The sequence below is a fragment of the Buttiauxella noackiae genome, from assembly GCF_000737905.1.
Lineage (GTDB): Bacteria > Pseudomonadota > Gammaproteobacteria > Enterobacterales > Enterobacteriaceae > Buttiauxella > Buttiauxella noackiae.
Map to the genome: position 1 here is coordinate 133,198 of NZ_JPRU01000001.1, position 24,108 is coordinate 157,305.

The window sequence follows — 24,108 nt, forward strand, 5'->3', positions numbered from 1 at the left end:
CCGCATATGATAGCAGTGCAACCTGACTGCTGTCGCTACCCCTAAAATAGGGAGTTCTGCTTTGGAATTGCCGGTTCGTTGCCCAATGCGGGAAAAGCCTGTTGCAAGCCCGGCCATAGCGTATGAACTAAGTCTTGCACCTGGCCGATATCCGGGGTGTGCAAAAATAGGTAGGGTGTAGTGCTTTGCGCCCATTTTGATAGCGTTTTTAACCAGACATCAAAAAACACCTGATTTTGCTGCATATCGTCGCTACCGATAAAACGCACCAAAGGGTTATTTGCCGTGACAAGCGCATGCACCGGCACTTTAGGCTTTTTACGCTGTGCATCGCGAATCGCCTCATTGCTGGGGGTTGCGCTATGAACCGGACGGCTATCGAGAATAACCCGGTTAACGCCACGCTGATGCAAACCCCGATTAAACGCTTGCTCATCGGCACTTTTATCAAAAAAAGAAGGGTGACGGACTTCTACGCCATAGGTGAACTCTTTTGGTAATGCATCGAGAAAATTCCACAGCGCGGGTAAATCAGAAGGCCCAAATGTTGCCGGAAGCTGCAACCAGTATTGGCCAATGCGATTTGCCAGCGGCGACATTCTTTCGAGAAACTCAGCGGTTAAATCGCCGCACTGGCGCAGTGCGGCATTATGGGAAATGGTTGCCGGGAATTTAAAGCAAAAGCGGAAATCGTCATCGGTCATATCGCGCCAGCGTGACACAATCTCCGCTTTAGGTAGTGCATAAAGCGTGGTGTTGCCTTCCACACAATTAAAGTGGCGAGCGTAATCTTCAAGAGAAGTTATGCCAAGGCGCACCCAATGCGGATGCGACCATTGTGGAAGGCCAATGTAAATCACAGCGCGGAAAGGACTTCTTCTGTACTACGAACACGGGCGATGCGCGGGAAAATATGCGTCATGCTGCCCTGATGCTGTTCGCCGTTTGCGGCACTACAGGCATCATCTGCAATCACCAGATTGAAGCCCAGTTCCCAGGCATTACGAGCGGTGGATTCCACACCAATGTTAGTGGCAATGCCGCATAGCACGATGGTATCGATACCACGACGGCGCAGCTGTAATTCCAGATCTGTGCCGTAGAACGCGCCCCACTGGCGTTTAGTCACTTCAATGTCGCTGTCTTTTTTACCCAAAGCTTGCGGATAATCCCACCAGTTTTCAGGCAAAGCGTGTGCCGCTGGTTGTGCATCAACCGGTGGTTTGAGCGCATCGCCAAAGTCTTTTGACCAACCAACACGGACCATGACGACCGGTGAGCCATTTTCACGGAATTTATCAGCAAGCCTTGCTGAACGAGCCACCACATCCTGTGCACTATGCGGGCCGCCAGCAAACGGCAGGATCCCTTCCTGCAAATCAATGATTACCAGTGCGGTTCGGGAAGTATTCAGTTCTAACATTGGGTGACTCCGGGGAAAAATAAGTTGATCGGCTAATACCTTACGATGAAACCTGAGGTCGACAGTTTACAAATTTTGTTAATTTTTGTGAGTTTTGCTAAAACAAGGCGCTTTGAAACGCGTCAGTCAGTCGTATCGGGCTTATCGTGAGCCATTATTTCCAGTATAATAACCCCCTTTTTTATCAATAGATGACAGACAAAAATAGTGGCCACCGTTGCAGGTAGTGGACAGTGAGCGGCTAATTTAAGGGATATCTCATGCGTACAGTATATTGCGGGCAGCTAAATCAATCCCATGTGGGACAACAAGTAACACTGTGTGGTTGGGTCAATCGTCGTCGTGACCTCGGTAGCCTTATCTTTATTGATATGCGCGATCGCGAAGGCATCGTGCAGGTGTTTTTCGATCCTGATCGTCAGGACGCGTTCCAGCTTGCATCCGAACTGCGTAATGAGTTCTGCATCCAAATTACCGGTACTGTTCGTCCGCGTGATGAGAAAAACATCAACAAAGATATGGCTACCGGTGCTGTGGAAGTTTTCGCAACCGACCTGACCATTATCAACCGTTCTGAAGCGTTGCCGCTGGACTCTAACCACGTCAACACCGAAGAAGCGCGCCTGAAATTCCGCTACCTGGATCTGCGCCGTCCTGAAATGGCAAACCGCCTGAAGACTCGTGCGAAAATCACCAGTTTTGTGCGCCGTTTTATGGATGACCACGGTTTCCTTGATATCGAAACCCCAATGCTGACCAAAGCTACACCAGAAGGCGCGCGCGACTACCTGGTGCCAAGCCGTGTTCACAAAGGTAAATTCTACGCTCTGCCGCAATCTCCACAATTGTTCAAACAGCTTCTGATGATGTCTGGCTTTGATCGCTACTATCAGATCGTTAAGTGCTTCCGTGACGAAGATTTGCGTGCTGACCGTCAGCCTGAATTTACTCAGATCGACGTCGAAACCTCCTTCATGTCTGCTCCACAAGTGCGTGAAGTGATGGAAAAGTTGGTTCGTGATCTGTGGCTGGACGTGAAAAATGTCGACCTGGGCGATTTCCCAATCATGACTTTCGCTGAGGCTGAGCGTCGTTACGGTTCTGACAAACCAGACCTGCGTAACCCAATGGAGCTGGTGGATGTTGCAGACCTGCTTAAAGACGTTGAGTTTAAAGTGTTCTCGGGCCCGGCAAATGATGCAAAAGGCCGCGTTGCTGCACTGCGTGTGCCAGGTGGCGCACAGTTAAGCCGTAAACAGATTGACGATTACGGCAAGTTCATTGAGATTTACGGCGCGAAAGGGCTGGCTTACATCAAAGTGAACGAACGCGCTAAAGGCATCGAAGGTATCACAAGCCCGGTAGCTAAATTCCTGAACGCAGAAATCGTTGAAGCTATTCTGGCCCGTACCGGCGCACAAGACGGCGACATGATCTTCTTCGGCGCAGACAACAAGAAAGTGGTTGCCGATGCGCTTGGCGCACTGCGTCTGAAAATTGGTAAAGATCTGAGCATCACCGATGAGAACGCATGGGCACCGTTGTGGGTTATCGACTTCCCTATGTTTGAAGACAACGGTGAAGGCGGTCTGACCGCGATGCACCATCCGTTCACTGCGCCAAAAGATATGTCACCAGAAGAACTGGCGGCCGATCCGGAAGCCGCAGTTGCGAACGCATACGATATGGTTATCAACGGTTATGAAGTGGGCGGCGGTTCCGTGCGTATTCACAACGGCCAGATGCAGCAGACTGTCTTCGGCATTTTGGGTATCACCGAAGAAGATCAACGCGAGAAGTTCGGCTTCCTGCTTGATGCGCTGAAATACGGTACTCCACCGCATGCAGGCCTGGCGTTTGGTCTGGACCGTCTGACCATGCTGTTGACCGGTACCGACAACATCCGTGATGTTATCGCGTTCCCGAAAACAACCGCAGCAGCGTGTCTGATGACCGAAGCACCAAGCTTTGCCAACCCAACAGCACTTGCTGAACTGGGTGTAGCCGTCATTAAAAAGGCTGAGAAAGAATAAATGGTCTCCGTGCACGCAATCATTCGTGTTGCGTCGAGGCGGCAACTGAGTGAATTCCCATGAGCATAGATAACTATGTGAGTGGGATGAATGAAGGCAGCCAACAAAGAGGCAACGTGAAGGATAAAGTGTACAAGCCTCCCGTTTCGGTTTTAGTGGTCATTTATGCCCAAGACACCGGACGGGTGCTCATGTTACAGCGGCGCGACGATCCTGAATTCTGGCAGTCGGTTACCGGCAGCATAGAAGAAGGTGAAACCGCGCTGTATGCCGCACAGCGTGAAGTAAAGGAAGAGGTCGATATCGATGTTGTCTCAGAGCAACTGGCCTTGATTGACTGCCAACGCTGTGTGGAGTTCGAGATTTTTACACATTTGCGTCATCGCTATGCCCCGGGAATTACGCGCAACACGGAATATTGGTTCTGTCTTACGCTGCCAAACGAACGGCCGATTACCATTTCGGAGCATTTGGCCTGGGAGTGGACAGACGCACAAGCTGCGGCTGCTATGACCAAGTCGTGGAGCAACCGGGAAGCGATTGAAGAGTTTGTAATTAATGCTGCCGTCAGGTAGCTATTTTGGAGATATTTTTATGGCAGGTCATAGTAAGTGGGCCAACACAAAGCACCGCAAGGCTGCGCAGGATGCCAAACGCGGTAAAATCTTTACCAAAATCATTCGCGAGCTGGTAACTGCAGCCCGCTTGGGCGGTGGCGATGCTGGTTCAAACCCGCGTCTGCGTGCAGCGATTGATAAAGCGTTATCCAACAACATGACGCGTGACACCTTAAACCGTGCGATTGCGCGCGGTGTCGGCGGTGACGAAGACGCGAACATGGAAACCATCATTTATGAAGGTTACGGTCCTGGCGGTTCAGCCGTGATGGTTGAATGCCTGAGTGACAACCGCAACCGTACCGTGGCTGAAGTACGTCACGCGTTCAACAAATGCGGTGGTAACCTGGGAACTGATGGCTCTGTAGCCTACCTGTTCACCAAAAAAGGCGTTATCTCTTATGCTCCAGGCAAAGATGAAGACACCGTGATGGAAGCTGCTCTGGAAGCGGGTGCTGAAGACGTTGTTGCATATGACGACGGCGCAATCGACGTGTTTACAGCCTGGGAAGAAATGGGTGCAGTACGCGATGCACTTGAAGCTGCAGGCCTTAAAGCAGACGAAGCTGAAGTTTCCATGATCCCTTCCACTAAAGCGGATATGGATGCAGAAACAGCTCCGAAACTGATGCGTCTTATCGATATGCTTGAAGATTGTGATGACGTGCAAGAGGTTTATCACAACGGTGAGATCTCTGACGAGGTTGCGGCAACCCTGTAATGGTGTTGTCTGAATCCGTCCTGCTGTTTATGAGGAACGCGTGATGGCGATTATTCTCGGTATCGATCCGGGGTCGCGCGTTACCGGTTACGGCGTCATTCGCCAGACTGGTCGGCAACTTACCTATTTAGGTAGCGGCTGTATTCGTACTCAGGTTACCGACTTACCCTCGCGTCTGAAGCTTATCTACGCGGGGGTGAGCGAAATCATTACCCAGTTCCAGCCAGAATATTTTGCTATCGAATCTGTGTTTATGGCGAAGAATGCTGACTCTGCACTGAAACTCGGTCAGGCGCGCGGTGCTGCGATTGTTGCAGCGGTAAACCATGATCTGCCGGTGTTCGAGTATGCGGCTCGTCAGGTTAAACAGACAGTGGTTGGCATTGGGAGTGCAGAAAAAAGCCAGGTTCAGCATATGGTACGTACTTTGCTGAAGCTCTCTGCTAATCCACAAGCCGATGCGGCAGATGCTTTGGCTATCGCGATTACGCATTGCCATGTGACGCAGAACTCGATGCAGATGAGCGATACGCGGCTTAATCTGGCGCGGGGACGATTAAAATAAATAGGGCTGGATATTTATCCAGCCTTTTTTATATGATAGGCAAAATTTTTTAGCACAACCGTGGGAGCAGAATAACGTGATTGGACGACTCAGAGGCATCATCCTGGAAAAACAGCCACCGTTGGTACTTATGGAAGTCGGCGGCGTAGGGTATGAAGTCCATATGCCGATGACCTGCTTCTACGAGTTACCGGAAATCGGTAAAGAAGCCGTGGTGTTTACTCAATTTGTAGTGCGTGAAGACGCGCAGTTGCTCTACGGTTTCAACAATAAACAAGAACGCACCCTGTTCCGTGAACTTATCAAAGTGAATGGTGTTGGCCCGAAACTGGCGCTGGCTATTCTCTCGGGTATGTCTGCCCAGCAGTTTGTGAATGCTGTCGAGCGTGAAGAAATCGGTTCTCTGGTCAAACTGCCAGGAGTAGGTAAAAAGACCGCAGAGCGTTTGATTGTAGAAATGAAAGACCGCTTCAAAGGAATGCATGGGGACCTGTTTACTCCGGCGTCAGATTTGGTGCTGACTGCGCCTGAAAGCGGTGTAACAGACGACGCGGAGTCGGAAGCGGTTGCAGCACTAGTATCGCTGGGCTATAAACCACAAGAAGCCAGCAGAATGATCAGCAAAGTAGGGCGTGCAGGTGCTGATTGTGAAACTCTGATCCGTGAAGCACTTCGTGCCGCACTTTAAAGCCCCTGAGGTAGATGAAGGATGATTGAAGCAGACCGTCTGGTTTCACCAGATACCATTACCCCAGACGAATTAATTGACCGCGCGATTCGCCCACGTTTATTGGCGGATTACGTCGGCCAGCCGCAGGTGCGCTCGCAGATGGAGATATTCATTCAGGCGGCGAAACTGCGTGGGGATGCGCTCGATCATCTACTAATTTTCGGCCCTCCGGGTTTGGGGAAAACGACGCTCGCGAATATCGTGGCTAATGAAATGGGCGTTAATCTGCGTACTACTTCTGGCCCCGTGCTTGAAAAAGCAGGGGATTTGGCGGCGATGCTGACCAATCTTGAACCGCACGACGTGCTATTCATTGATGAAATCCATCGCCTTTCACCGGTCGTCGAAGAAGTGCTTTATCCGGCAATGGAAGATTACCAACTCGATATCATGATTGGTGAAGGTCCAGCCGCGCGGTCAATTAAGATTGATTTACCTCCCTTTACCCTGATTGGTGCAACGACGCGAGCCGGTTCTCTGACTTCACCACTGCGTGACCGTTTTGGTATTGTGCAGCGCCTCGAATTTTACCAGGTTGCCGATTTGCAGCACATTGTTGGCCGCAGCGCGAGCGTGTTGGGGCTGGAAATGAGCGAAGAGGGCGCGTTAGAAGTGGCCCGTCGTGCGCGCGGAACACCACGTATTGCCAACCGTTTACTGCGTCGTGTGCGTGACTTTGCCGAAGTGCGCCATGATGGCACCATCAGTGCCGAAATTGCTTCGCAGGCGCTGGATATGCTCAATGTCGATACCGAAGGGTTTGACTATATGGACCGCAAGTTATTGCTGGCGGTGATAGACAAATTTCTTGGCGGCCCAGTCGGGTTGGACAACCTTGCAGCAGCAATTGGCGAGGAGCGGGAAACGATTGAAGATGTGCTGGAGCCCTTCCTGATTCAGCAGGGCTTTTTGCAACGTACGCCACGTGGACGCATAGCGACACCAAGAGCCTGGACTCACTTTGGAATTGTGCAGCCGGACGCATAACAGTGAGTAAAAAGGCGGATGGCGCTTGCGCTTATCCGCCCTACGGTATTGCGTTTTGTAGGTTGGATAAGCGCAAGCGCCACCCAACACTATCTTAAGCAGCCTGCTTCTTTGCCATACTCAAAATAAACAACACCGCCGAGCTCAGCACGACTGAAGGCCCAGCGGGCGTGTCATAGAATGCAGAGAACGCCAGTCCACCCGTCACTGAAAGCATACCGATAATCACGGCAAAACCTGCCATTTGTTCAGGCGTACGCGCAAAGCGACGTGCTGTTGCTGCAGGGATAATCAGCAGTGAAGTAATTATCAACGCGCCAACAAATTTCATTGCTACACCGATGGTCAGTGCGGTCACCAGCATAAGTAGCATCTTCACGCGTTGCAGATTTACGCCGTCTACATGCGCCAGGTCCGGGCTGATAGTCATCGACAACAGATTTCGCCATTGCCAAAGCAGCACGCCAACGACCACGGCGACACCCAGCGCAATAGAGATAATATCGGTCATCGTGACGGAAAGTAGGTCGCCAAACAGATACGCCATCAAATCGACACGCACGTTAGACATTAAACTGACCACGACCAGGCCTAATGACAATGCGCTGTGAGCCATTATTCCAAGCAAAGTATCTAACGCAAGATGCGGGCGTTTTTCGAGCCAGACAAGACCTAACGCCAGCATTAACGTTACCGCAATTACCGCATAAAACGGGTTTACATTGAGCAGCAGACCAAATGCCACACCCAGCAAAGATGCGTGAGCCAGCGTATCGCCAAAGTAGGACATCCGACGCCAGACAACAAACGAACCCAACGGGCCTGCGGCACAGGCCAGCAAAATCCCGGCAAGCCAGCCGGGCAACAACAATTCAATCATGACTGGCCATTCCCTCTGCGCAGAACAATACGTCCGGTAAGATCGTGACGGTGGTTATGGTGATGGCGATAAATCCCTAACTGCTCCGCACCACGCGCGCCAAACATCGAAATAAATTCCGGATGCATCGACACCACTTCAGGCGTACCCGAACAGCAAATATGGTGGTTCAGGCACAACACATCATCGGTTTTAGCCATCACCAAATGCAGGTCGTGGGACACCATCATTACTGCGCAATTCAGCTCCTGGCGTAATTGATCAATCAGGTTATACAGCGCCAGTTGGCCGTTTACATCAACGCCCTGGGTTGGCTCATCAAGCACCAACAACTGTGGCTGATTTAACAATGCGCGAGCCAATAGCACGCGTTGGTTCTCACCACCGGAGAGTTTTTGCATCGGTGCTTCAATCAAATGGGCTGCCTGAACGCGTTTTAATGCGGGGAGAATATCGGCCTTCTTCACGCCAGGACGCAGACGCATAAACCGACTAACGGTTAAGGGGAGGGTGGCATCAAGATGTAATTTTTGCGGTACGTAACCAATTCGCAAGTCGCGGTCACGCTTGATAACTCCCTCATCCGGGGCTACCAGTCCAAGAACCACACGAACTAATGTTGATTTCCCTGCACCGTTTGGCCCAAGCAGCGTCAAAATGCGGCCTGGTTTGAGATCGAGTGAAATATCAGACAGCACGCGGCGTTGTCCGAAAGAAACAGAAATATTTTCCAGTGATACCAGATTTGTCATGACAATTTCAGGGGTTGCAGAAGTTAGCGGATGTTATAATATCACACTTCTCATATTCATAACGATGAAAAGTCGCATTATGTTACATAAAAACTCATTTCTTTGCGCAGCTTTAACAACTGCTTTTTTGGGAGCGGCAACGGTCCCGGCCGAGGCTGCTGTGGTGGCGTCTATCAAGCCATTAGGTTTCATTGCAGCAGCGATCGCTGACGGCGTGACGCCTACCGAGGTTTTGCTACCCGATGGTGCTTCTGAGCATGATTATGCACTTCGTCCATCTGATGTAAAACGCTTACAAAGCGCGGACTTAGTTGTGTGGGTTGGCCCTGAAATGGAAGCCTTCATGCAGAAATCGGTTAAGCAATTAGCTGAACAAAAACAAGTGCAACTTGCTGCTTTGCCAGGCGTGAAACCGTTGCTAATGAAAGGTGATGACGATGACGAACATGGTCACGAAGGACATGAACATTCAGCCGAAAATAGTGACGAAGATCACCATCATGGTGAATACAACATGCATATCTGGCTTTCGCCAGAGGTAGCGCGCCTGTCAGCGGTTGCAATCCACGATAAATTAGTGGAACTTATGCCCCAAAATAGAGCCAAACTTGACGCCAATTTGCAAACTTTCGAGTTAGGATTAGCCAACATCGATAAGCAAATTGGTAGCGTGCTCGCGCCGCTCAAAGGAAAAGGGTATTTCGTTTTTCACGACGCTTATGGCTACTTTGAAAAACATTACGGTCTGACGCCACTTGGCCATTTTACCGTTAACCCAGAAATCCAACCCGGTGCGCAGCGTTTACATGACATCAGAACACAGTTGGTTGCGCAAAAAGCCGTGTGCGTTTTTGCTGAACCACAATTCAGGCCAGCAGTTATTAATGCCGTTGCCCGTGGCACTAACGTTCGAAGTGGGACGCTAGATCCGCTGGGGATAGAGGTTAAGCTCGGCAAAGACAGCTATATGCAGTTTTTGAGCGGGCTTGCGAACCAATATGCGAGCTGCCTGAAAGGAGATTAATGAGGAAGTGAATACGTGCAACAGATAGCCCGCTCTGTCGCCCTGGCATTCGACAATTTGTCCCGGCCCCACCGCGTTATGCTGGGGTCTCTTACAGTTCTTACACTTGCGGTCGCAGTCTGGCGACCGTACGTCTATCATCCTGAAGCCAGCCCCGTCATTAAAACCATTGAGCTTGAGAAAAACGAAATTCGTTCGTTGCTCCCGGAAGCCAGTGAACCGTTAGATCAGTCTCCGGACGCAGAAGACGACACAATTCCGCAAGATGAACTGGATGACAAAACTGCCGGTGAAACAGGAGTTCATGAATATGTCGTGTCGACGGGAGATACGCTCGGTAGCATCCTGAATCAATATGGTATCGACATGGGCGATATCAGCCAGCTTGCGACGGTAGATAAAGATCTTCGTAACCTGAAAATCGGCCAACAGATCTCCTGGACGTTAAACGACGATGGTGAACTACAACGCCTGACATGGGAAATGTCACGCCGCGAAACGCGAACATACGACCGTTCAGGCAGTACTTTCAAACTCAGCAGTGAAATGCAGCAAGGCGAATGGGTTAACAATGTACTGAAAGGCACAGTTGGTAATAGCTTTGTCAGTAGTGCGAAAGATGCCGGATTGACCAGTGCTGAGATAAGCTCGGTTATCAAAGCCATGCAGTGGCAAATGGATTTCCGCAAACTGAAGAAAGGCGATGAGTTTTCTGTGCTGATGTCGCGCGAAATGCTTGATGGGAAACGTGAACAAAGCCAATTAGTTGGTGTGCGCCTGCGCAGCAGTGGAAAAGATTACTACGCCATTCGTGCGGAAGACGGCAAATTCTACGATCGCAGTGGTTCCGGGCTTGCGAAAGGTTTTATGCGCTTCCCAACGGCTAAACAGTTCCGTATTTCGTCAAACTTTAACCCGCGTCGCCTGAATCCAGTAACCGGGCGTGTGGCCCCGCACAAAGGTGTCGATTTTGCGATGCCACAAGGTACTCCTGTGCTGGCTGTCGGTGATGGTGAAGTTGTTATGGCCAAACGTAGTGGTGCAGCTGGTTACTTTGTTGCTATCCGCCATGGTCGTACATATACCACTCGCTATATGCACCTGAAAAAGCTGTTGGTTCAGCCAGGGCAGAAAGTGAAGCGTGGAGACCGTATTGCACTCTCAGGTAATACCGGGCGTTCTACGGGGCCGCATTTGCATTATGAAGTGTGGGTTAACCAGCAGGCGGTAAACCCATTAACCGCGAAATTGCCTCGTACCGAAGGGCTGACAGGTTCGGATCGTAGCGATTATCTGGCGCAAGTTCGTGAAGTCACACCGCAACTTAGCTTCAATTAATCCAACCTTATGAAAAAAGCCGGTACTTTGTTGCCGGCTTTTTCTTTGTCTGATGGGCATTAGCCCGCTAAGATACTTACAAATTCATGTCATCAACGATTTGATGCTGTACTGAGAATATGCATGGAAAAAGCAAAAAAAAGTCACAGTGAGTTCATTCCTGAATTTCAAAAGGCCTTCTTGCACCCGAAATTTTGGGGCGCCTGGTTAGGCGTTGGCGCTTTTGCAGGGCTTGCAATGTTACCACCGTCACTGCGTGACCCATTGTTGGGCAAAGTGGGGCGTATTGCCGGACGCTTTGGTAAAAGTGCGCGCCGTCGTGCACAAATAAACCTGCTTTATTGCTTCCCCGATATGCCGGAAGCTGACCGTGAAGCTGTTATTGACGAAATGTTTGCCACTGCCCCTCAGGCGATGGTGATGATGGCGGAGCTTGCGATTAAAGATCCGCAAAAAGTTATGCAGCGTGTTGACTGGCATGGCAAAGAGATTATCGACGAGCTAAAACAACGCGAAGAAAATGTCATCTTCCTCGTCCCGCATGGCTGGGCGGTGGATATTCCTGCAATGCTATTGGCGTCTCAGGGGCAGAAAATGGCGGCGATGTTCCACAATCAGGGCAACCCGCTATTTGATTACATGTGGAATACCGTGCGTCGCCGTTTTGGTGGACGACTGCACGCGCGTAACGATGGGATTAAGCCGTTTATCAGCTCTGTGCGTCAGGGGTATTGGGGATATTATCTGCCAGACCAGGACCACGGTGCCGAGCACAGTGAATTTGTCGATTTCTTCGGAACATATAAAGCGACACTACCAGCGATTGGCCGCTTGATGAAAATATCACGCGCGCGCGTTGTTCCGCTGTTCCCGGTTTATAACAGCAAGACGCATCGCCTGGATATTCATATTCGCCCGCCGATGGATGACCTGCTTGATGCAGACGACAATACGATTGCCCGACGCATGAACGAAGAAGTGGAAATTCTGGTAGGGCCGAATCTTGAGCAATATACCTGGATACTTAAATTGCTTAAAACGCGAAAGGAAGGGGAGACCGAACCTTACCGCCGCAAAGAGCTTTATCCTAAGAAATGATAAAGGGGCCAATTGGCCCCTTTGTTTTTATGCAGATGGATTACTCAACACACAGAATACGCGTGGTGTTGGTGGTACCAATGGTACTCATCACATCGCCCTGGGTGACGATAACCAGATCGCCAGAAACCAGATAACCTTTGTCACGCAGTAGATTCACTGCATCGTTTGCAGCGGCAACACCATCGCTTGGGCTATCAAAGAACACAGGCGTTACGCCACGGTACAAAGAGGTGAGGTTCAGCGTGCGCTCGTGGCGAGACATCGCGAAGATTGGCAAACCGGAGCTGATACGTGAAGTCATCAGTGCGGTGCGGCCAGATTCAGTCATAGTGATGATTGCAGTAACACCTTTCAGGTGGTTTGCCGCGTACATCGCAGACATTGCAATCGCTTCTTCTGTGTTGTCGAACTGTACGTCCAGACGGTGTTTGGAAACGTTAATGCTTGGGATTTTCTCAGCACCCAGGCAAACACGCGCCATTGCCGCGACGGTTTCAGCAGGATATTGGCCTGCCGCAGTTTCTGCAGAAAGCATCACCGCATCGGTACCGTCCAGTACGGCGTTCGCCACGTCCATAACTTCGGCACGAGTTGGCATTGGGTTGGTAATCATCGACTCCATCATCTGGGTCGCAGTGATAACCGCACGGTTAAGCTTACGCGCACGACGAATCAGGGTTTTCTGAATACCGACCAACTCTGGGTCACCGATTTCAACACCCAGGTCACCACGAGCAACCATCACAACGTCAGAAGCAAGGATAACGTCGTCCATGGCCGCTTCGTCGCATACCGCTTCGGCACGTTCAACTTTAGCGACAATCTTCGCATCACAACCAGCTTCGCGCGCCAGACGGCGAGCATAGTTCAGGTCTTCACCACAACGCGGGAAGGAAACAGCCAGGTAATCAACACCGATTTTGGCAGCGGTCAGAATATCTGCTTTGTCTTTTTCGGTCAGAGCTTCAGCAGACAAACCACCGCCCAGCTTGTTGATGCCTTTGTTGTTAGACAGCGGGCCACCCACGGTGACTTCTGTGAACACTTTCATACCCTGAACTTCCAGGACTTTTAACTGTACGCGACCGTCATCAAGCAGCAGGATGTCACCGGTTACAACGTCAGCAGGCAGACCTTTGTAGTCGATACCGACTTTTTCTTTGTCGCCTTCGCCCTTGCCCAGGTTGGCATCAAGCAGGAATTTGTCGCCAATGTTAAGGAATACTTTACCTTCTTTAAAGGTAGAGACACGAATCTTTGGTCCCTGCAAATCGCCCAGGATAGCGACATGACGACCCAGTTTCGCGGCAATTTCACGAACTTTATCAGCACGGATCTGGTGATCTTCTGCGGTGCCGTGGGAAAAGTTCATACGCACCACGTTAGCGCCAGCAGCGATAATCTTTTCCAGATTATTGTCGCGATCGGTGGCTGGGCCTAAAGTGGTAACGATTTTGGTTCTACGTAGCCGTCTGGACATGTATTACTCCGTTGACTGAAACAACTTTGGTGTTGCGTTAACAAAAGATTCGGAAAATCAGAATGCGTTAAAAACGCAAAGCAACAACTTAACCGAATAGCCTAAAAAGTTACAGTTTTGTTATGGAAACTTAAGTGTTTTCACCAGAAACAAACAGCCCCTTATCAAAACGCGATTCCTTGAGCGCTTCTTTGACTCGCTTCAAGTTATCTCTGAATTTTGCCCCACGGCGTAAAGTAAAACCGGTGGCAAGTACATCTATTACTGTTAATTGAGCAAGTCTCGACACCATTGGCATATAGATATCGGTGTCTTCAGGCACATCAAGTAGTAAAGAAAGTGTCGCTTCGCGAGCGAGTGGCGAACCCTCTGAGGTTATCGCCAGCACAATGGCATCGTTTTCACGCGCCAGTTGTGCGAGTTCCACCAGATTTTTAGTTCGCCCGGTATGCGAGATGAGTACAACGACATCTTCTTCACTACAATTCATGCAGCTCATGCGTTGCAAAACGACATCGTCAGAATAGATAACGGGCACATTAAAACGAAAGAATTTATTCATTGCGTCATGCGCTACAGCGGCTGAAGAACCTAGACCGAAGAAAGCGATTTTCTTGGCCTGGGTAAGTAAATCTACAGCGCGATTGACTGCTGCCATATCCAATGATTGCCGTACCTGGTCAAGGCTTGCCATAGCGGATTCGAAGATTTTGCCGGTATAAGCCTCAACGCTGTCGTCTTCGTCAACATTCCGGTTTACATAAGGAGTGCCATTCGCCAGACTTTGCGCTAGATGTAATTTAAAATCTGGAAAGCCTTTAGTTTCAAGGCGACGGCAAAAGCGGTTGACTGTCGGTTCGCTGACATCGGCACTGCGGGCAAGGGTTGCAATGCTTGAGTGAATGGCATCTTGAGGCGCGGTAAGAATCACTTCTGCGACTTTACGTTCTGATTTGCTAAGGTGTTCCAGTTGAGACTGGATTTTGTCCAGCATATTCATAGGTGTCCGGCATTCATGGATTTTGTCGATTTCAACAAATGGAGAAATCGTGACGCGATTTAGCAAGAATATACGCTTGCCCATTAGTGATTGGACAAGTTAATCGATGTGATGATGTTGTTTTTTTTCATAACATGATCAGTGTCTAACTTTCGACATGGTATACATCAACAACGAAACTTCGAAAAATTCGATTTATTGCCGTGAAATGGCATTAGTGGCCAAGTCTTGTTCATGAATGCGATCAAATAATGGCTGAAGACTTACCTGAACTCAGCAAAAGCAGTACATTGTTCTGTAATAAAATTACAAACGGGCCGGTACATATCATACTTCCGGACATCCGAAACGAGGAGAATAGACATGGCGGTAACACAGACAGCTCAGGCATGTGACCTGGTGATTTTCGGCGCAAAGGGCGACCTTGCGCGTCGGAAACTTCTGCCATCCCTGTATCAACTGGAGAAGGCAGGGCAGATCCACCCGGAGACGCGCATTCTGGGCGTGGGCCGCGCTGATTGGGATAAAGAGGCTTATACCAAAGTAGTGCGCGAAGCGATCGAAACCTTTATGAAGGAAAAGATCGACGAAAGCCTGTGGGATAAATTGAGCGGCCGTCTCGATTTTTGCAACCTGGATGTTAACGATACTGCAGCCTTTACCAAACTCGGTAAGATGCTCGATCAGCAAAATCGCGTCACCATCAACTACTTTGCTATGCCGCCGAATACTTTTGGCGCAATCTGTAAAGGTCTGGGCAAGGCGAAACTAAACGCTAAACCTGCCCGTGTTGTCATGGAAAAACCACTTGGCACCTCGCTTGCGACTTCCCAGGAAATCAACGACCAGGTTGGCGAGTATTTTGAAGAGTGCCAGGTTTATCGTATTGACCACTATTTAGGTAAAGAAACCGTACTAAACCTGCTGGCATTACGTTTTGCGAACTCCCTGTTTGCCAACAACTGGGATAACAAAACTATCGATCACGTGGAAATTACGGTAGCAGAAGAAGTGGGTATCGAAGGGCGCTGGGGTTACTTTGACCAGGCCGGGCAGATGCGCGACATGATTCAAAACCACTTGCTGCAAATTCTGTGCATGATTGCGATGTCTCCGCCGTCCGATCTCACCGCAGACCATATTCGCGACGAAAAAGTTAAAGTGCTGCAATCCCTGCGTCGTATTGACCGCAGTAATGTGCGTGAAAAAACGGTTCGTGGTCAGTACACCGCGGGCTTTGCACAGGGTAAAAAAGTCCCTGGTTATCTTGAGGAAGAAGGTGCGAACAAAAGCAGTAGCACCGAGACCTTTGTAGCAATCCGTGTGGATATTGATAACTGGCGCTGGGCAGGTGTACCGTTCTATTTGCGCACAGGCAAACGTCTGCCGACCAAATGTTCCGAAGTTGTAGTCTATTTCAAAAGCCCACCGTTGAACTTGTTCAAAGACTCCTGGCAAGATTTGCCACAAAACAAGCTCACCATCCGTCTGCAACCGGACGAAGGTGTGGATATTCAGGTGCTCAACAAAGTGCCAGGACTTGAACACAAGCACAACCTGCAAACCACTAAGCTTGATCTGAGCTACTCCGAAACCTTCAATGAATCACATCTGGCAGATGCTTACGAGCGCCTGTTACTGGAAACCATGCGTGGTATCCAGGCACTGTTCGTGCGTCGTGATGAAGTAGAAGAAGCATGGAAGTGGGTTGACTCCATCACAGAGGCGTGGGCTGCGGATAACGACGCACCTAAACCTTATCAGGCTGGAACCTGGGGTCCTGTGGCATCAGTTGCAATGATCACCCGTGATGGGCGGTCATGGAACGAGTTCGAATAATCTGAGTCATCCTTCGAGTGGCAGAGTTGTTGGCGGCACTCGAATGATTCAGCGGATAGAATTGGTGTAATTGTGCAAATATCGCGTAACAAATGATTTATATTTTACCGGTAACATGATCTAGCACTCGTACTGTGGAAATTTTTTAATTTAAAAGCCCTGACTGGATTCACCAGCAGGGCTTTTTTATTTACACTAGCTGAAGCGATTTTGCCCTGATGGTACGGAATGCCGCCTCACAAGATGAGAAAAGAGCCGGTAACGTCGACCACCTGCCTAAAGCGACGGCAGCCACTTTATGAGGACTTGTTATGAATCCTAATTTGTTACGCGTAACACAGCGTATTGTTGAACGCTCCCGCCAAACCCGTGAAGCCTACCTGGCACGGATTGAAAAAGCGAAGTCGAACACCGTACATCGCTCTGAATTAGCATGTGGCAATCTGGCACACGGTTTTGCCGCTTGCCAGCCAGAAGATAAAGCCGCGCTGAAAAGCATGCTGCGTAACAACATTGCGATCATCACGTCCTATAACGACATGCTCTCCGCTCACCAGCCGTATGAGTATTACCCTGACCAGATCCGAAAAGCATTGCATTCAGTGGGGGCGGTTGGGCAAGTTGCCGGTGGCGTCCCTGCGATGTGTGATGGCGTGACGCAAGGGCAGGATGGTATGGAACTGTCATTGCTAAGCCGTGAGATTATCGCAATGTCTACGGCAATCGGCCTTTCTCATAACATGTTCGATGGCGCGTTGTATCTCGGCGTGTGCGATAAAATCGTTCCTGGTTTAACCATGGCTGCATTGTCATTTGGCCATCTCCCTGCGGTATTTGTGCCATCAGGCCCAATGGCCAGCGGTTTACCGAATAAAGAAAAAGTACGTATTCGCCAACTTTATGCTGAAGGTAAAGTGGATCGCATCGCGCTTCTGGAATCTGAAGCTGCTTCTTACCACGCACCGGGTACTTGTACATTCTATGGCACTGCCAACACCAACCAGATGGTGGTTGAGTTCATGGGTATGCAGTTGCCAGGTTCTTCATTTGTTCATCCGGATGCCCCTCTACGCCACGAATTGACTGCTGCGGCAGCACGGCAGGTCACGCGTCTGACCGGCAATTGCAATGAGTGGATGCCACTCGGTAAAATGATTGATGAAAAAGTTGTTGTAAACGGCATAGTTGCCTTGCTGGCCACTGGTGGTTCAACTAACCACACCATGCACCTGGTAGCGATGGCTCGTGCGGCGGGCATTATCATTAACTGGGACGATTTCTCCGATCTTTCCGATGTGGTGCCACTGTTAGCACGTCTGTATCCGAACGGCCCGGCGGATATTAACCATTTCCAGGCCGCAGGCGGAGTGCCAGTTCTGATGCGTGAACTGCTCAAAGGTGGCTTGCTGCATGAAGATGTGAATACTGTAGCGGGCTTTGGTTTGCATCATTACACCATGGAGCCATGGTTGGATAACGGCCAACTGGCATGGCGTGAAGGCGCAACTACCGCGCTCGATACTGATGTTATCGCGACCTTCGAAAAACCATTCTCAAAACATGGCGGTACGAAAGTACTTAGCGGCAACCTGGGGCGTGCGGTTATGAAAACGTCTGCGGTGCCGGCGGAAAACCAGGTTATTGAAGCACCAGCAGTCATTTTCGAAAGCCAGCATGACGTCTTACCTGCTTTCGAAGCAGGCCTTCTGGACCGTGATTGCGTCGTTGTTGTTCGCCATCAGGGGCCAAAAGCGAACGGCATGCCAGAATTACATAAACTTATGCCGCCACTTGGGGTATTATTGGACCGCTGTTTCAAAATAGCGTTAGTCACTGATGGACGACTGTCGGGCGCATCAGGAAAGGTGCCCTCTGCAATCCATGTTACTCCAGAAGCTTATGATGGTGGGCTACTGGCAAAAGTCCGGGACGGTGACATGATTCGTGTCAACGGGCAAACGGGTGAACTGACATTGCTGGTCGATGACGCCGAGCTTGCAAAACGCACTGCATACCACCCGGATCTTAGCGCGGAGCGCGTTGGAACCGGCCGTGAACTATTTAGCGCGTTACGCGAACAGTTATCTGGCGCGGAACAAGGCGCGACCTGCATTAAATTTTAAGGACCGGACGCAGCACTTGCTGCTCTGGAAACGAATTATAAAGTTGGTTGAAGAGGCTCTTGAGATGAAAAACTGGAAAACTACTGCGGAACAGATCCTGAAAACAGGACCGGTTGTCCCGGTAATCGTAATTAACAAACTGGAACACGCAGTACCAATGGCTAAAGCTTTAGTTGCAGGCGGCGTACGTGTTCTGGAAGTGACTCTGCGTACTCCATGTGCAATGGATGCTATCCGCGCTATCGCTAAAGAAGTACCAGAAGCGATTATTGGTGCGGGTACGGTTCTGAACCCAGAGCAACTGGCAGAAGTAACTGAAGCTGGTGCTCAGTTTGCTATCAGCCCAGGCCTGACTGAGCCACTGTTGAAAGCAGCAACCGAAGGCTCAATTCCATTGATCCCGGGTATCAGCACTGTTTCTGAACTGATGCTGGGTCTGGACTACGGTTTGAAAGAATTCAAATTCTTCCCGGCAGAAGCTAATGGCGGCACCAAAGCGCTGCAAGCTATCGCAGGTCCATTCTCTCAGGTTCGTTTCTGCCCAACTGGCGGCATTACCCCTGCTAACTATCGCGACTACCTGGCGCTGAAAAGCGTTCTGTGCATCGGTGGTTCATGGTTGGTTCCGGCTGACGCGCTGGAAGCAGGCGATTATGATCGTATTACAACACTTGCCCGTGAAGCAGTTGAAGGCGCGAAATAACACGTCATCCTTCGAGCCGTAGATGCGTTGGCTTCCTCGCTCACCCCAGTCACTTACTAATGTAAGCTCCTGGGGATTTGCTGCGTCGCCGCCTTGAAGCAACTCGAATTATTCGTGTTATTGAATCCTCGCTCGAAAGAGCGGGGATTTTTTTAACCCGTTACACTTACTGCTTTTGTTGCGGCAATGGCCCGCGCAATGGCATCTTCTACACTGGAGCCCGTTGCCAGTGCCACACCCATCCGACGCTTACCGTTAATCTCTGGTTTACCAAACAGACGCACTTGCAAGCCCGCGCCTAGTGCGGCGCCCACATTGCCGTACTGCACGTTATCGCTGTTCAATTCTGGAAGGATCACCGCGGAAGCAGCAGGGCCATACTGGCGAATATCGCCAATTGGCAAGCCAAGGAAAGCGCGGACGTGCAACGCAAACTCTGAAACGTCCTGAGAAATTAGCGTCACCATGCCAGTGTCGTGTGGACGAGGGGAGACTTCACTAAAAATAACATCGTCACCGCATACGAACAGTTCGACGCCAAACAAACCGTAACCACCCAACGCCTTCACCACTTTTTCAGCGATTGCTTGCGCGCGACCCAGAGCGATATCGCTCATTTTCTGAGGTTGCCAGGATTCGCGGTAGTCGCCATCTTCCTGACGATGCCCGATTGGAGCGCAGAAATGCACGCCGTCGACAGCACTAATGGTCAGTAGGGTGATTTCGAAATCGAAATTTACCACGCCTTCGACAATCACTTTGCCTTTCCCCGCGCGGCCGCCTTCTTGCGCGTACTCCCATGCTTTGGCTAACTGATCTGCTGTGCGGATAAAACTTTGTCCTTTGCCGGAAGAGCTCATCACCGGTTTAACGATGCAAGGTAAACCGATTTCTTCAACGGCCTGTAAAAATGCCTCTTCGCTATCAGCAAAACGGAAGCTGGAAGTTGGGAGAGAGAGTTCTTCTGCTGCCAGGCGACGAATACCTTCGCGGTTCATGGTCAGTTGTGTTGCGCGCGCGCAAGGCACTACACACTGGCCCTGGTGTTCGAGTTCAACCAACATGTCTGTGGCGATGGCTTCAATTTCGGGAACGATGAAATCGGGCATCTCTACGGAAACCAACTTCTTAAGCTCGGCGCCGTCAAGCATATTAATGACGTGGCTGCGGTGAGCAACATGCATCGCGGGGGCATCGGCGTAGCGATCTACGGCGATAACTTCCAGACCAAGACGCTGGCATTCTATCGCCACTTCTTTTCCTAATTCGCCTGACCCTAACAACATGACTCGTGTAGCTGACGGACGAAGTGCTGTTCCCAAAATTGACATAATCTGTATACCCGAACGGAGAAAATAGACCGGCGGATTATAAACGAAAACGTTTGCGTGCGCAGCGATTTTCCCACTTGCGATACAGGGGTAATATCATTACACTGTTTAAATAAACAGTTAAACCGGAGCTGCAAAATGGCGGTTGAAATCAAATACGTTGTTGTACGAGAGGGGCAAGAAAAAATGTCTTTTGCCAGTAAAAAAGATGCAGACGCCTACGACAAAATGCTCGATCTGGCAGAAGTATTGAGCGAGTGGCTCATACACAGCCCCGTTGCTCTCGAAGAAGGGCAAAACGATGTGCTGGCTATGTGGATGGCAGAAAACAAAGACGTGCTTTCCTCCGTGCTGAAAAGCGGCAAATTGCCGGATCTGGAAAGTGCCACAGTAAGCGATGAAATTGCAGTCGATGACGTGGTTATTGAAGACCCCATTTCTGATGGCAAAGTTGCTGAACACCCGCGTAAACGCACGAAAGCTGCATAAGTTTTATCGCGTCGGGCTCCCGGCGCGGTTCTTTTCTCATCTTTAGCCTTATCAGACACTTCTTGACAGCCTTTGGCTTAACCTCAGATGTTAAGTTCTCACAAAGGGTGTCTCTAATGAGCAATTGGTTACAGCAGCTTCAGTCTATGCTGGGGCAAGCGACGCAATCCATCCAGAATCACACTGGTCAGAATCAATCCTCACAAACTCCTCAGGGAAACAATTCTCAGGGGCTGAGTAAGTTACTGGTGCCTGGCGCACTCGGTGGCTTAGCGGGTTTGCTGCTGGCGAGCAAATCGTCGCGGAAACTCCTGACCAAGTACGGCACCAGCGCGTTATTGGTCGGCGGCGGTGCGGTTGTGGGAAGTGTATTGTGGAACAAATATAAAGACCGCGTGCGTGAAGCCCATCAGGGTGAGCCGCAGTTTGGGCAGCAGCAGTCGCCTGTCGATGTGCGTACGGAGCGCCTGATTACCGCTCTGGTGTTCGCTGCCAAAAGTGATGGTCACATTGATGATAAAGAACGTCAGATTATTGAGCAGCAATTACGTGACGCGGGTATCGAAGGGCCTGGGCGTAATTTAATTCAGCAAGCAATCGATCAGCCTCTTGATCCGCAACGCCTGGTTCAAGGTGTTAATAACGAAGAGGAAGCGCTGGAACTTTATTTCTTAAGCTGTGCTGCAATCGACATTGATCATTTTATGGAGCGCAGTTATCTCAATGCGTTGGGGGATGCGCTAAAAATCCCGCAGGATGTACGCGAAGGTATCGAACAAGATATTCAGCAACAGAAACTCAATCTGCCGGGTTAACCCCGGCATTTTCCTTAAAATCCCACGTTACGCTTGCAAGGCTGTCTGAATTTGCCACCCTTACAGGGTGTTAACTCAAAAAGAAAAATGACATGCCACCAAAAGCAAAAAAAATTCCCCAGACCATGACCATGCATGGTGATACCCGCATCGATAACTATTACTGGCTGCGTGATGATGAGCGATCTGATGCGCAGGTACTTGATTATCTTCATCAGGAGAATGATTACGGTCATCAAATCATGAGTTCGCAGCAGGCATTGCAAGAACGCCTGCTTAAAGAGATGATCGACCGTATCCCTCAGCGTGATATTTCCGCACCTTATACGCAAAATGGTTATCGCTATCGCCAGATTTTCGAAACCGGTAATGAATACGCTATTTATCAGCGCCAGTCTGTGGTGTCGGAGGAGTGGGAAGAGTGGAGCACGCTGGTAGATGGCAATCGCCGTGCTGCCCACAGCGAGTTTTATACCATGGGCGGCATGAGCATTACGCCAGATAACACCGTTCTGGCGCTGGCAGAAGATTTCCTCTCACGCCGTCAATATGGACTGCGCTTCCGCAATCTGGAAAGCGGGAACTGGTATCCGGAAGTGTTGGATAATGTCGATAGCAGTTTTGTCTGGGCGAATGATTCCGCCACGCTTTATTACGTCCGCAAGCATCCCAAAACGTTATTGCCGTATCAGGTCTGGCGCCACACGGTTGGGCATCCATCCTCCGAAGATGAATTAGTCTACGAAGAAAAAGATGAAATGTTCTATGTCAGCGTGCATAAAACCACTTCGAAACACTTCGTTCTAATTTATCTCAGCAGTGCTACCACCAGCGAAGTGCTGTTGCTTGATGCCGAACTGGTAGACGCGCAACCGCAAAGCTTTTTGCCACGCCGCAAAGATCACGAATACACCCTCGATCACTTCCAGCATAATTTCTATATGCGCTCGAATCGGGAAGGTAAAAACTTTGGTTTGTACCGCACAAAAGTGCGTGATGAAAGCCAATGGGAAGAGCTAATTCCTCCGCGCGCAAACGTCATGCTGGAAGGCTTTACGTTATTTACCGATTGGTTGGTTGTTGAGGAAAGACAGCAAGGGCTGACCAGTTTACGCCAAATTAATCGCAAAACGCGCGAAGTGACGGGAATTGCTTTTGACGATCCTGCTTATGTAACCTGGCTTGGGCATAACCCGGAACCGGAGTCTTCGCGTCTGCGTTACGGTTACTCATCAATGACTACGCCAGATACATTGTTTGAACTGGATATGGATACCGGTGAGCGACGCGTGATTAAGCAAACCGAAGTTGCAGGTTTCGATGCCAGCCATTATCGAAGTGAACATGTATGGGTCACAGTACGTGATGGCGTTCAGGTGCCGGTTTCTTTGGTTTACCATCGTGAACATTTCCAGCGCGGGAGAAACCCTTTGCTGGTATATGGCTATGGCTCTTATGGGAGCAGCATGGATGCGGATTTCAGCAGCAGCCGTTTAAGTCTGTTGGACCGTGGCTTTGTCTATGCCATCGCGCATGTACGCGGAGGTGGCGAACTCGGCCAGCAATGGTATGAGGATGGTAAATATCTGAAGAAAATGAACACCTTCAATGATTATCTGGATGTCTGTGATAGCTTGCTTAAACAGGGATACGGTAACGAAAAGCTGCTCTATTCGATGGGCGGGAGTGCAGGGGGCTTACTGGTAGGGGCCGCAATTAATATGCGTCCAGAACTATTCCACGGTGTTGTTGCACAGGTGCCATTCGTTGATGTGTTAACGACGATGCTCGATGAGTCCATTCCACTCACGACCGGGGAGTTTGAAGAGTGGGGGAATCCTCAAGACCCTGAGTATTACCATTACATCAAACAGTACAGCCCGTACGATCAAATCACCGAACAAGCCTACCCGCACATGCTGGTAACCACCGGACTGCATGATTCTCAGGTGCAATATTGGGAGCCCGCTAAGTGGGTCGCAAAACTGCGTGAACTACGTAGTGACGATAACTTGCTGCTTTTATGTACTGATATGGACTCAGGGCATGGCGGGAAATCGGGGAGATTTAAATCTTACGAAGGTGTCGCTCTGGAGTTCGCTTTCTTGATAGCCCTGGCACAAGGAACTTTACCAGGGCGAGCGGGCTAGGCTGTTA

The 24,108-nt window shown here is 50.1% G+C and carries 22 protein-coding genes; 15 read left to right on the forward strand and 7 right to left on the reverse strand.

Going from position 1 to position 24,108, the window contains the following annotated elements:
• Window positions 1-41 precede the first annotated feature (41 nt).
• Window positions 42-860 carry a DUF72 domain-containing protein gene (locus IX31_RS00550; RefSeq protein WP_034455113.1) on the reverse strand — a complete coding sequence of 273 codons (819 nt, stop codon included), beginning with the start codon at window positions 858-860 and terminating at the stop codon, window positions 42-44.
• Window positions 857-1,423 (reverse strand): hydrolase, encoded by a 567-nt coding sequence (locus tag IX31_RS00555; protein WP_034455114.1) that lies wholly within the window; start codon window positions 1,421-1,423, stop codon window positions 857-859. Before IX31_RS00555 ends, IX31_RS00550 begins: the two co-directional genes overlap by 4 nt.
• A gap of 260 nt (window positions 1,424-1,683) precedes the next feature.
• On the opposite strand from IX31_RS00555, the gene aspS reads away from it, so the two are divergent.
• The 6 genes from aspS to ruvB all read left to right on the forward strand — a co-directional run bounded on the left by aspS (window position 1,684) and on the right by ruvB (window position 7,076).
• Window positions 1,684-3,456, forward strand: coding sequence for an aspartate--tRNA ligase (gene aspS / locus IX31_RS00560; RefSeq protein ID WP_034455115.1), 1,773 nt, complete (start codon window positions 1,684-1,686; stop codon window positions 3,454-3,456).
• Between the two features lie 116 nt (window positions 3,457-3,572).
• Window positions 3,573-4,031, forward strand: coding sequence for a dihydroneopterin triphosphate diphosphatase (gene nudB / locus IX31_RS00565; RefSeq protein WP_034457023.1), 459 nt, complete (start codon window positions 3,573-3,575; stop codon window positions 4,029-4,031).
• 19 nt (window positions 4,032-4,050) lie between these two features.
• Window positions 4,051-4,794: a YebC/PmpR family DNA-binding transcriptional regulator gene (locus IX31_RS00570; RefSeq protein ID WP_034457024.1), complete on the forward strand. Its 744-nt coding sequence runs from the start codon at window positions 4,051-4,053 to the stop codon at window positions 4,792-4,794.
• A gap of 43 nt (window positions 4,795-4,837) precedes the next feature.
• A complete protein-coding gene (gene ruvC, locus IX31_RS00575; protein WP_034455116.1) occupies window positions 4,838-5,359 on the forward strand; it encodes a crossover junction endodeoxyribonuclease RuvC in 522 nt (173 codons plus the stop codon).
• A gap of 76 nt (window positions 5,360-5,435) precedes the next feature.
• On the forward strand, window positions 5,436-6,047 hold the full coding sequence (gene ruvA, locus IX31_RS00580; RefSeq protein WP_034455117.1) for a Holliday junction branch migration protein RuvA: 612 nt from the start codon (window positions 5,436-5,438) through the stop codon (window positions 6,045-6,047).
• Window positions 6,048-6,068: 21 nt separating this feature from the next.
• Window positions 6,069-7,076, forward strand: a complete 1,008-nt coding sequence (ruvB, locus tag IX31_RS00585) for a Holliday junction branch migration DNA helicase RuvB (protein ID WP_034455118.1) — start codon at window positions 6,069-6,071, stop codon at window positions 7,074-7,076.
• 94 nt (window positions 7,077-7,170) lie between these two features.
• On the opposite strand, the gene znuB is transcribed toward ruvB, so the two are convergent.
• Window positions 7,171-7,956 carry a zinc ABC transporter permease subunit ZnuB gene (znuB, locus tag IX31_RS00590; RefSeq protein WP_034455119.1) on the reverse strand — a complete coding sequence of 262 codons (786 nt, stop codon included), beginning with the start codon at window positions 7,954-7,956 and terminating at the stop codon, window positions 7,171-7,173.
• Window positions 7,953-8,708, reverse strand: coding sequence for a zinc ABC transporter ATP-binding protein ZnuC (gene znuC, locus IX31_RS00595; protein WP_034455120.1), 756 nt, complete (start codon window positions 8,706-8,708; stop codon window positions 7,953-7,955). Before znuC ends, znuB begins: the two co-directional genes overlap by 4 nt.
• A gap of 79 nt (window positions 8,709-8,787) precedes the next feature.
• On the opposite strand from znuC, the gene znuA reads away from it, so the two are divergent.
• From znuA to lpxM, 3 genes are all read left to right on the forward strand, one after another.
• A complete protein-coding gene (znuA, locus tag IX31_RS00600) occupies window positions 8,788-9,732 on the forward strand; it encodes a zinc ABC transporter substrate-binding protein ZnuA (protein ID WP_034457025.1) in 945 nt (314 codons plus the stop codon).
• 15 nt (window positions 9,733-9,747) lie between these two features.
• The gene (gene mepM, locus IX31_RS00605) at window positions 9,748-11,070 is read left to right on the forward strand and encodes a murein DD-endopeptidase MepM (RefSeq protein ID WP_072009396.1); all 1,323 of its coding nucleotides are present in this window, start codon (window positions 9,748-9,750) and stop codon (window positions 11,068-11,070) included.
• 123 nt (window positions 11,071-11,193) lie between these two features.
• The gene (gene lpxM, locus IX31_RS00610) at window positions 11,194-12,168 is read left to right on the forward strand and encodes a lauroyl-Kdo(2)-lipid IV(A) myristoyltransferase (protein ID WP_034455122.1); all 975 of its coding nucleotides are present in this window, start codon (window positions 11,194-11,196) and stop codon (window positions 12,166-12,168) included.
• Between the two features lie 40 nt (window positions 12,169-12,208).
• Here lpxM and pyk read toward each other — a convergent pair whose 3' ends face one another.
• Both pyk and IX31_RS00620 read right to left on the reverse strand, forming a co-directional pair.
• Entirely contained in the window at window positions 12,209-13,651 is a 1,443-nt protein-coding gene (gene pyk, locus IX31_RS00615) for a pyruvate kinase (RefSeq protein ID WP_034455123.1), read from the reverse strand.
• Between the two features lie 130 nt (window positions 13,652-13,781).
• On the reverse strand, window positions 13,782-14,651 hold the full coding sequence (locus IX31_RS00620) for a MurR/RpiR family transcriptional regulator (RefSeq protein ID WP_034455124.1): 870 nt from the start codon (window positions 14,649-14,651) through the stop codon (window positions 13,782-13,784).
• A gap of 363 nt (window positions 14,652-15,014) precedes the next feature.
• Between IX31_RS00620 and zwf the strand changes: the two genes are divergently transcribed.
• The 3 genes from zwf (at window position 15,015) to IX31_RS00635 (ending at window position 19,316) form a co-directional block, all read left to right on the forward strand.
• The gene (zwf, locus tag IX31_RS00625; RefSeq protein ID WP_034455125.1) at window positions 15,015-16,490 is read left to right on the forward strand and encodes a glucose-6-phosphate dehydrogenase; all 1,476 of its coding nucleotides are present in this window, start codon (window positions 15,015-15,017) and stop codon (window positions 16,488-16,490) included.
• Between the two features lie 311 nt (window positions 16,491-16,801).
• Window positions 16,802-18,613, forward strand: a complete 1,812-nt coding sequence (edd, locus tag IX31_RS00630) for a phosphogluconate dehydratase (RefSeq protein WP_034455126.1) — start codon at window positions 16,802-16,804, stop codon at window positions 18,611-18,613.
• A gap of 64 nt (window positions 18,614-18,677) precedes the next feature.
• Entirely contained in the window at window positions 18,678-19,316 is a 639-nt protein-coding gene (locus IX31_RS00635; protein WP_034455128.1) for a bifunctional 4-hydroxy-2-oxoglutarate aldolase/2-dehydro-3-deoxy-phosphogluconate aldolase, read from the forward strand.
• Between the two features lie 152 nt (window positions 19,317-19,468).
• Here the strand turns inward: IX31_RS00635 and purT are convergent, their stop codons facing one another.
• A complete protein-coding gene (gene purT, locus IX31_RS00640) occupies window positions 19,469-20,647 on the reverse strand; it encodes a formate-dependent phosphoribosylglycinamide formyltransferase (protein ID WP_034455130.1) in 1,179 nt (392 codons plus the stop codon).
• Between the two features lie 138 nt (window positions 20,648-20,785).
• On the opposite strand from purT, the gene IX31_RS00645 reads away from it, so the two are divergent.
• From IX31_RS00645 to ptrB, 3 genes are all read left to right on the forward strand, one after another.
• Window positions 20,786-21,136 (forward strand): YebG family protein, encoded by a 351-nt coding sequence (locus IX31_RS00645; protein ID WP_034455131.1) that lies wholly within the window; start codon window positions 20,786-20,788, stop codon window positions 21,134-21,136.
• Window positions 21,137-21,252: 116 nt separating this feature from the next.
• Window positions 21,253-21,951, forward strand: a complete 699-nt coding sequence (locus tag IX31_RS00650; protein ID WP_034455133.1) for a tellurite resistance TerB family protein — start codon at window positions 21,253-21,255, stop codon at window positions 21,949-21,951.
• A 92-nt stretch (window positions 21,952-22,043) separates the two neighbouring features.
• Window positions 22,044-24,101 carry an oligopeptidase B gene (gene ptrB / locus IX31_RS00655; RefSeq protein ID WP_034455135.1) on the forward strand — a complete coding sequence of 686 codons (2,058 nt, stop codon included), beginning with the start codon at window positions 22,044-22,046 and terminating at the stop codon, window positions 24,099-24,101.
• The last annotated feature ends 7 nt before the right edge of the window (window positions 24,102-24,108 follow it).

Coding starts and splice junctions, on each gene's coding strand:
- IX31_RS00555 (WP_034455114.1), bottom strand. CDS start 1,423: ATGTTAGAACTGAATACTTCCCGAACCGCACTGGTAATCATTGATTTG.
- aspS (WP_034455115.1), top strand. CDS start 1,684: ATGCGTACAGTATATTGCGGGCAGCTAAATCAATCCCATGTGGGACAA.
- IX31_RS00570 (WP_034457024.1), top strand. CDS start 4,051: ATGGCAGGTCATAGTAAGTGGGCCAACACAAAGCACCGCAAGGCTGCG.
- ruvC (WP_034455116.1), top strand. CDS start 4,838: ATGGCGATTATTCTCGGTATCGATCCGGGGTCGCGCGTTACCGGTTAC.
- ruvB (WP_034455118.1), top strand. CDS start 6,069: ATGATTGAAGCAGACCGTCTGGTTTCACCAGATACCATTACCCCAGAC.
- znuB (WP_034455119.1), bottom strand. CDS start 7,956: ATGATTGAATTGTTGTTGCCCGGCTGGCTTGCCGGGATTTTGCTGGCC.
- znuC (WP_034455120.1), bottom strand. CDS start 8,708: ATGACAAATCTGGTATCACTGGAAAATATTTCTGTTTCTTTCGGACAA.
- znuA (WP_034457025.1), top strand. CDS start 8,788: ATGTTACATAAAAACTCATTTCTTTGCGCAGCTTTAACAACTGCTTTT.
- lpxM (WP_034455122.1), top strand. CDS start 11,194: ATGGAAAAAGCAAAAAAAAGTCACAGTGAGTTCATTCCTGAATTTCAA.
- pyk (WP_034455123.1), bottom strand. CDS start 13,651: ATGTCCAGACGGCTACGTAGAACCAAAATCGTTACCACTTTAGGCCCA.
- IX31_RS00620 (WP_034455124.1), bottom strand. CDS start 14,651: ATGAATATGCTGGACAAAATCCAGTCTCAACTGGAACACCTTAGCAAA.
- zwf (WP_034455125.1), top strand. CDS start 15,015: ATGGCGGTAACACAGACAGCTCAGGCATGTGACCTGGTGATTTTCGGC.
- edd (WP_034455126.1), top strand. CDS start 16,802: ATGAATCCTAATTTGTTACGCGTAACACAGCGTATTGTTGAACGCTCC.
- IX31_RS00635 (WP_034455128.1), top strand. CDS start 18,678: ATGAAAAACTGGAAAACTACTGCGGAACAGATCCTGAAAACAGGACCG.
- purT (WP_034455130.1), bottom strand. CDS start 20,647: ATGTCAATTTTGGGAACAGCACTTCGTCCGTCAGCTACACGAGTCATG.
- IX31_RS00645 (WP_034455131.1), top strand. CDS start 20,786: ATGGCGGTTGAAATCAAATACGTTGTTGTACGAGAGGGGCAAGAAAAA.
- IX31_RS00650 (WP_034455133.1), top strand. CDS start 21,253: ATGAGCAATTGGTTACAGCAGCTTCAGTCTATGCTGGGGCAAGCGACG.
- ptrB (WP_034455135.1), top strand. CDS start 22,044: ATGCCACCAAAAGCAAAAAAAATTCCCCAGACCATGACCATGCATGGT.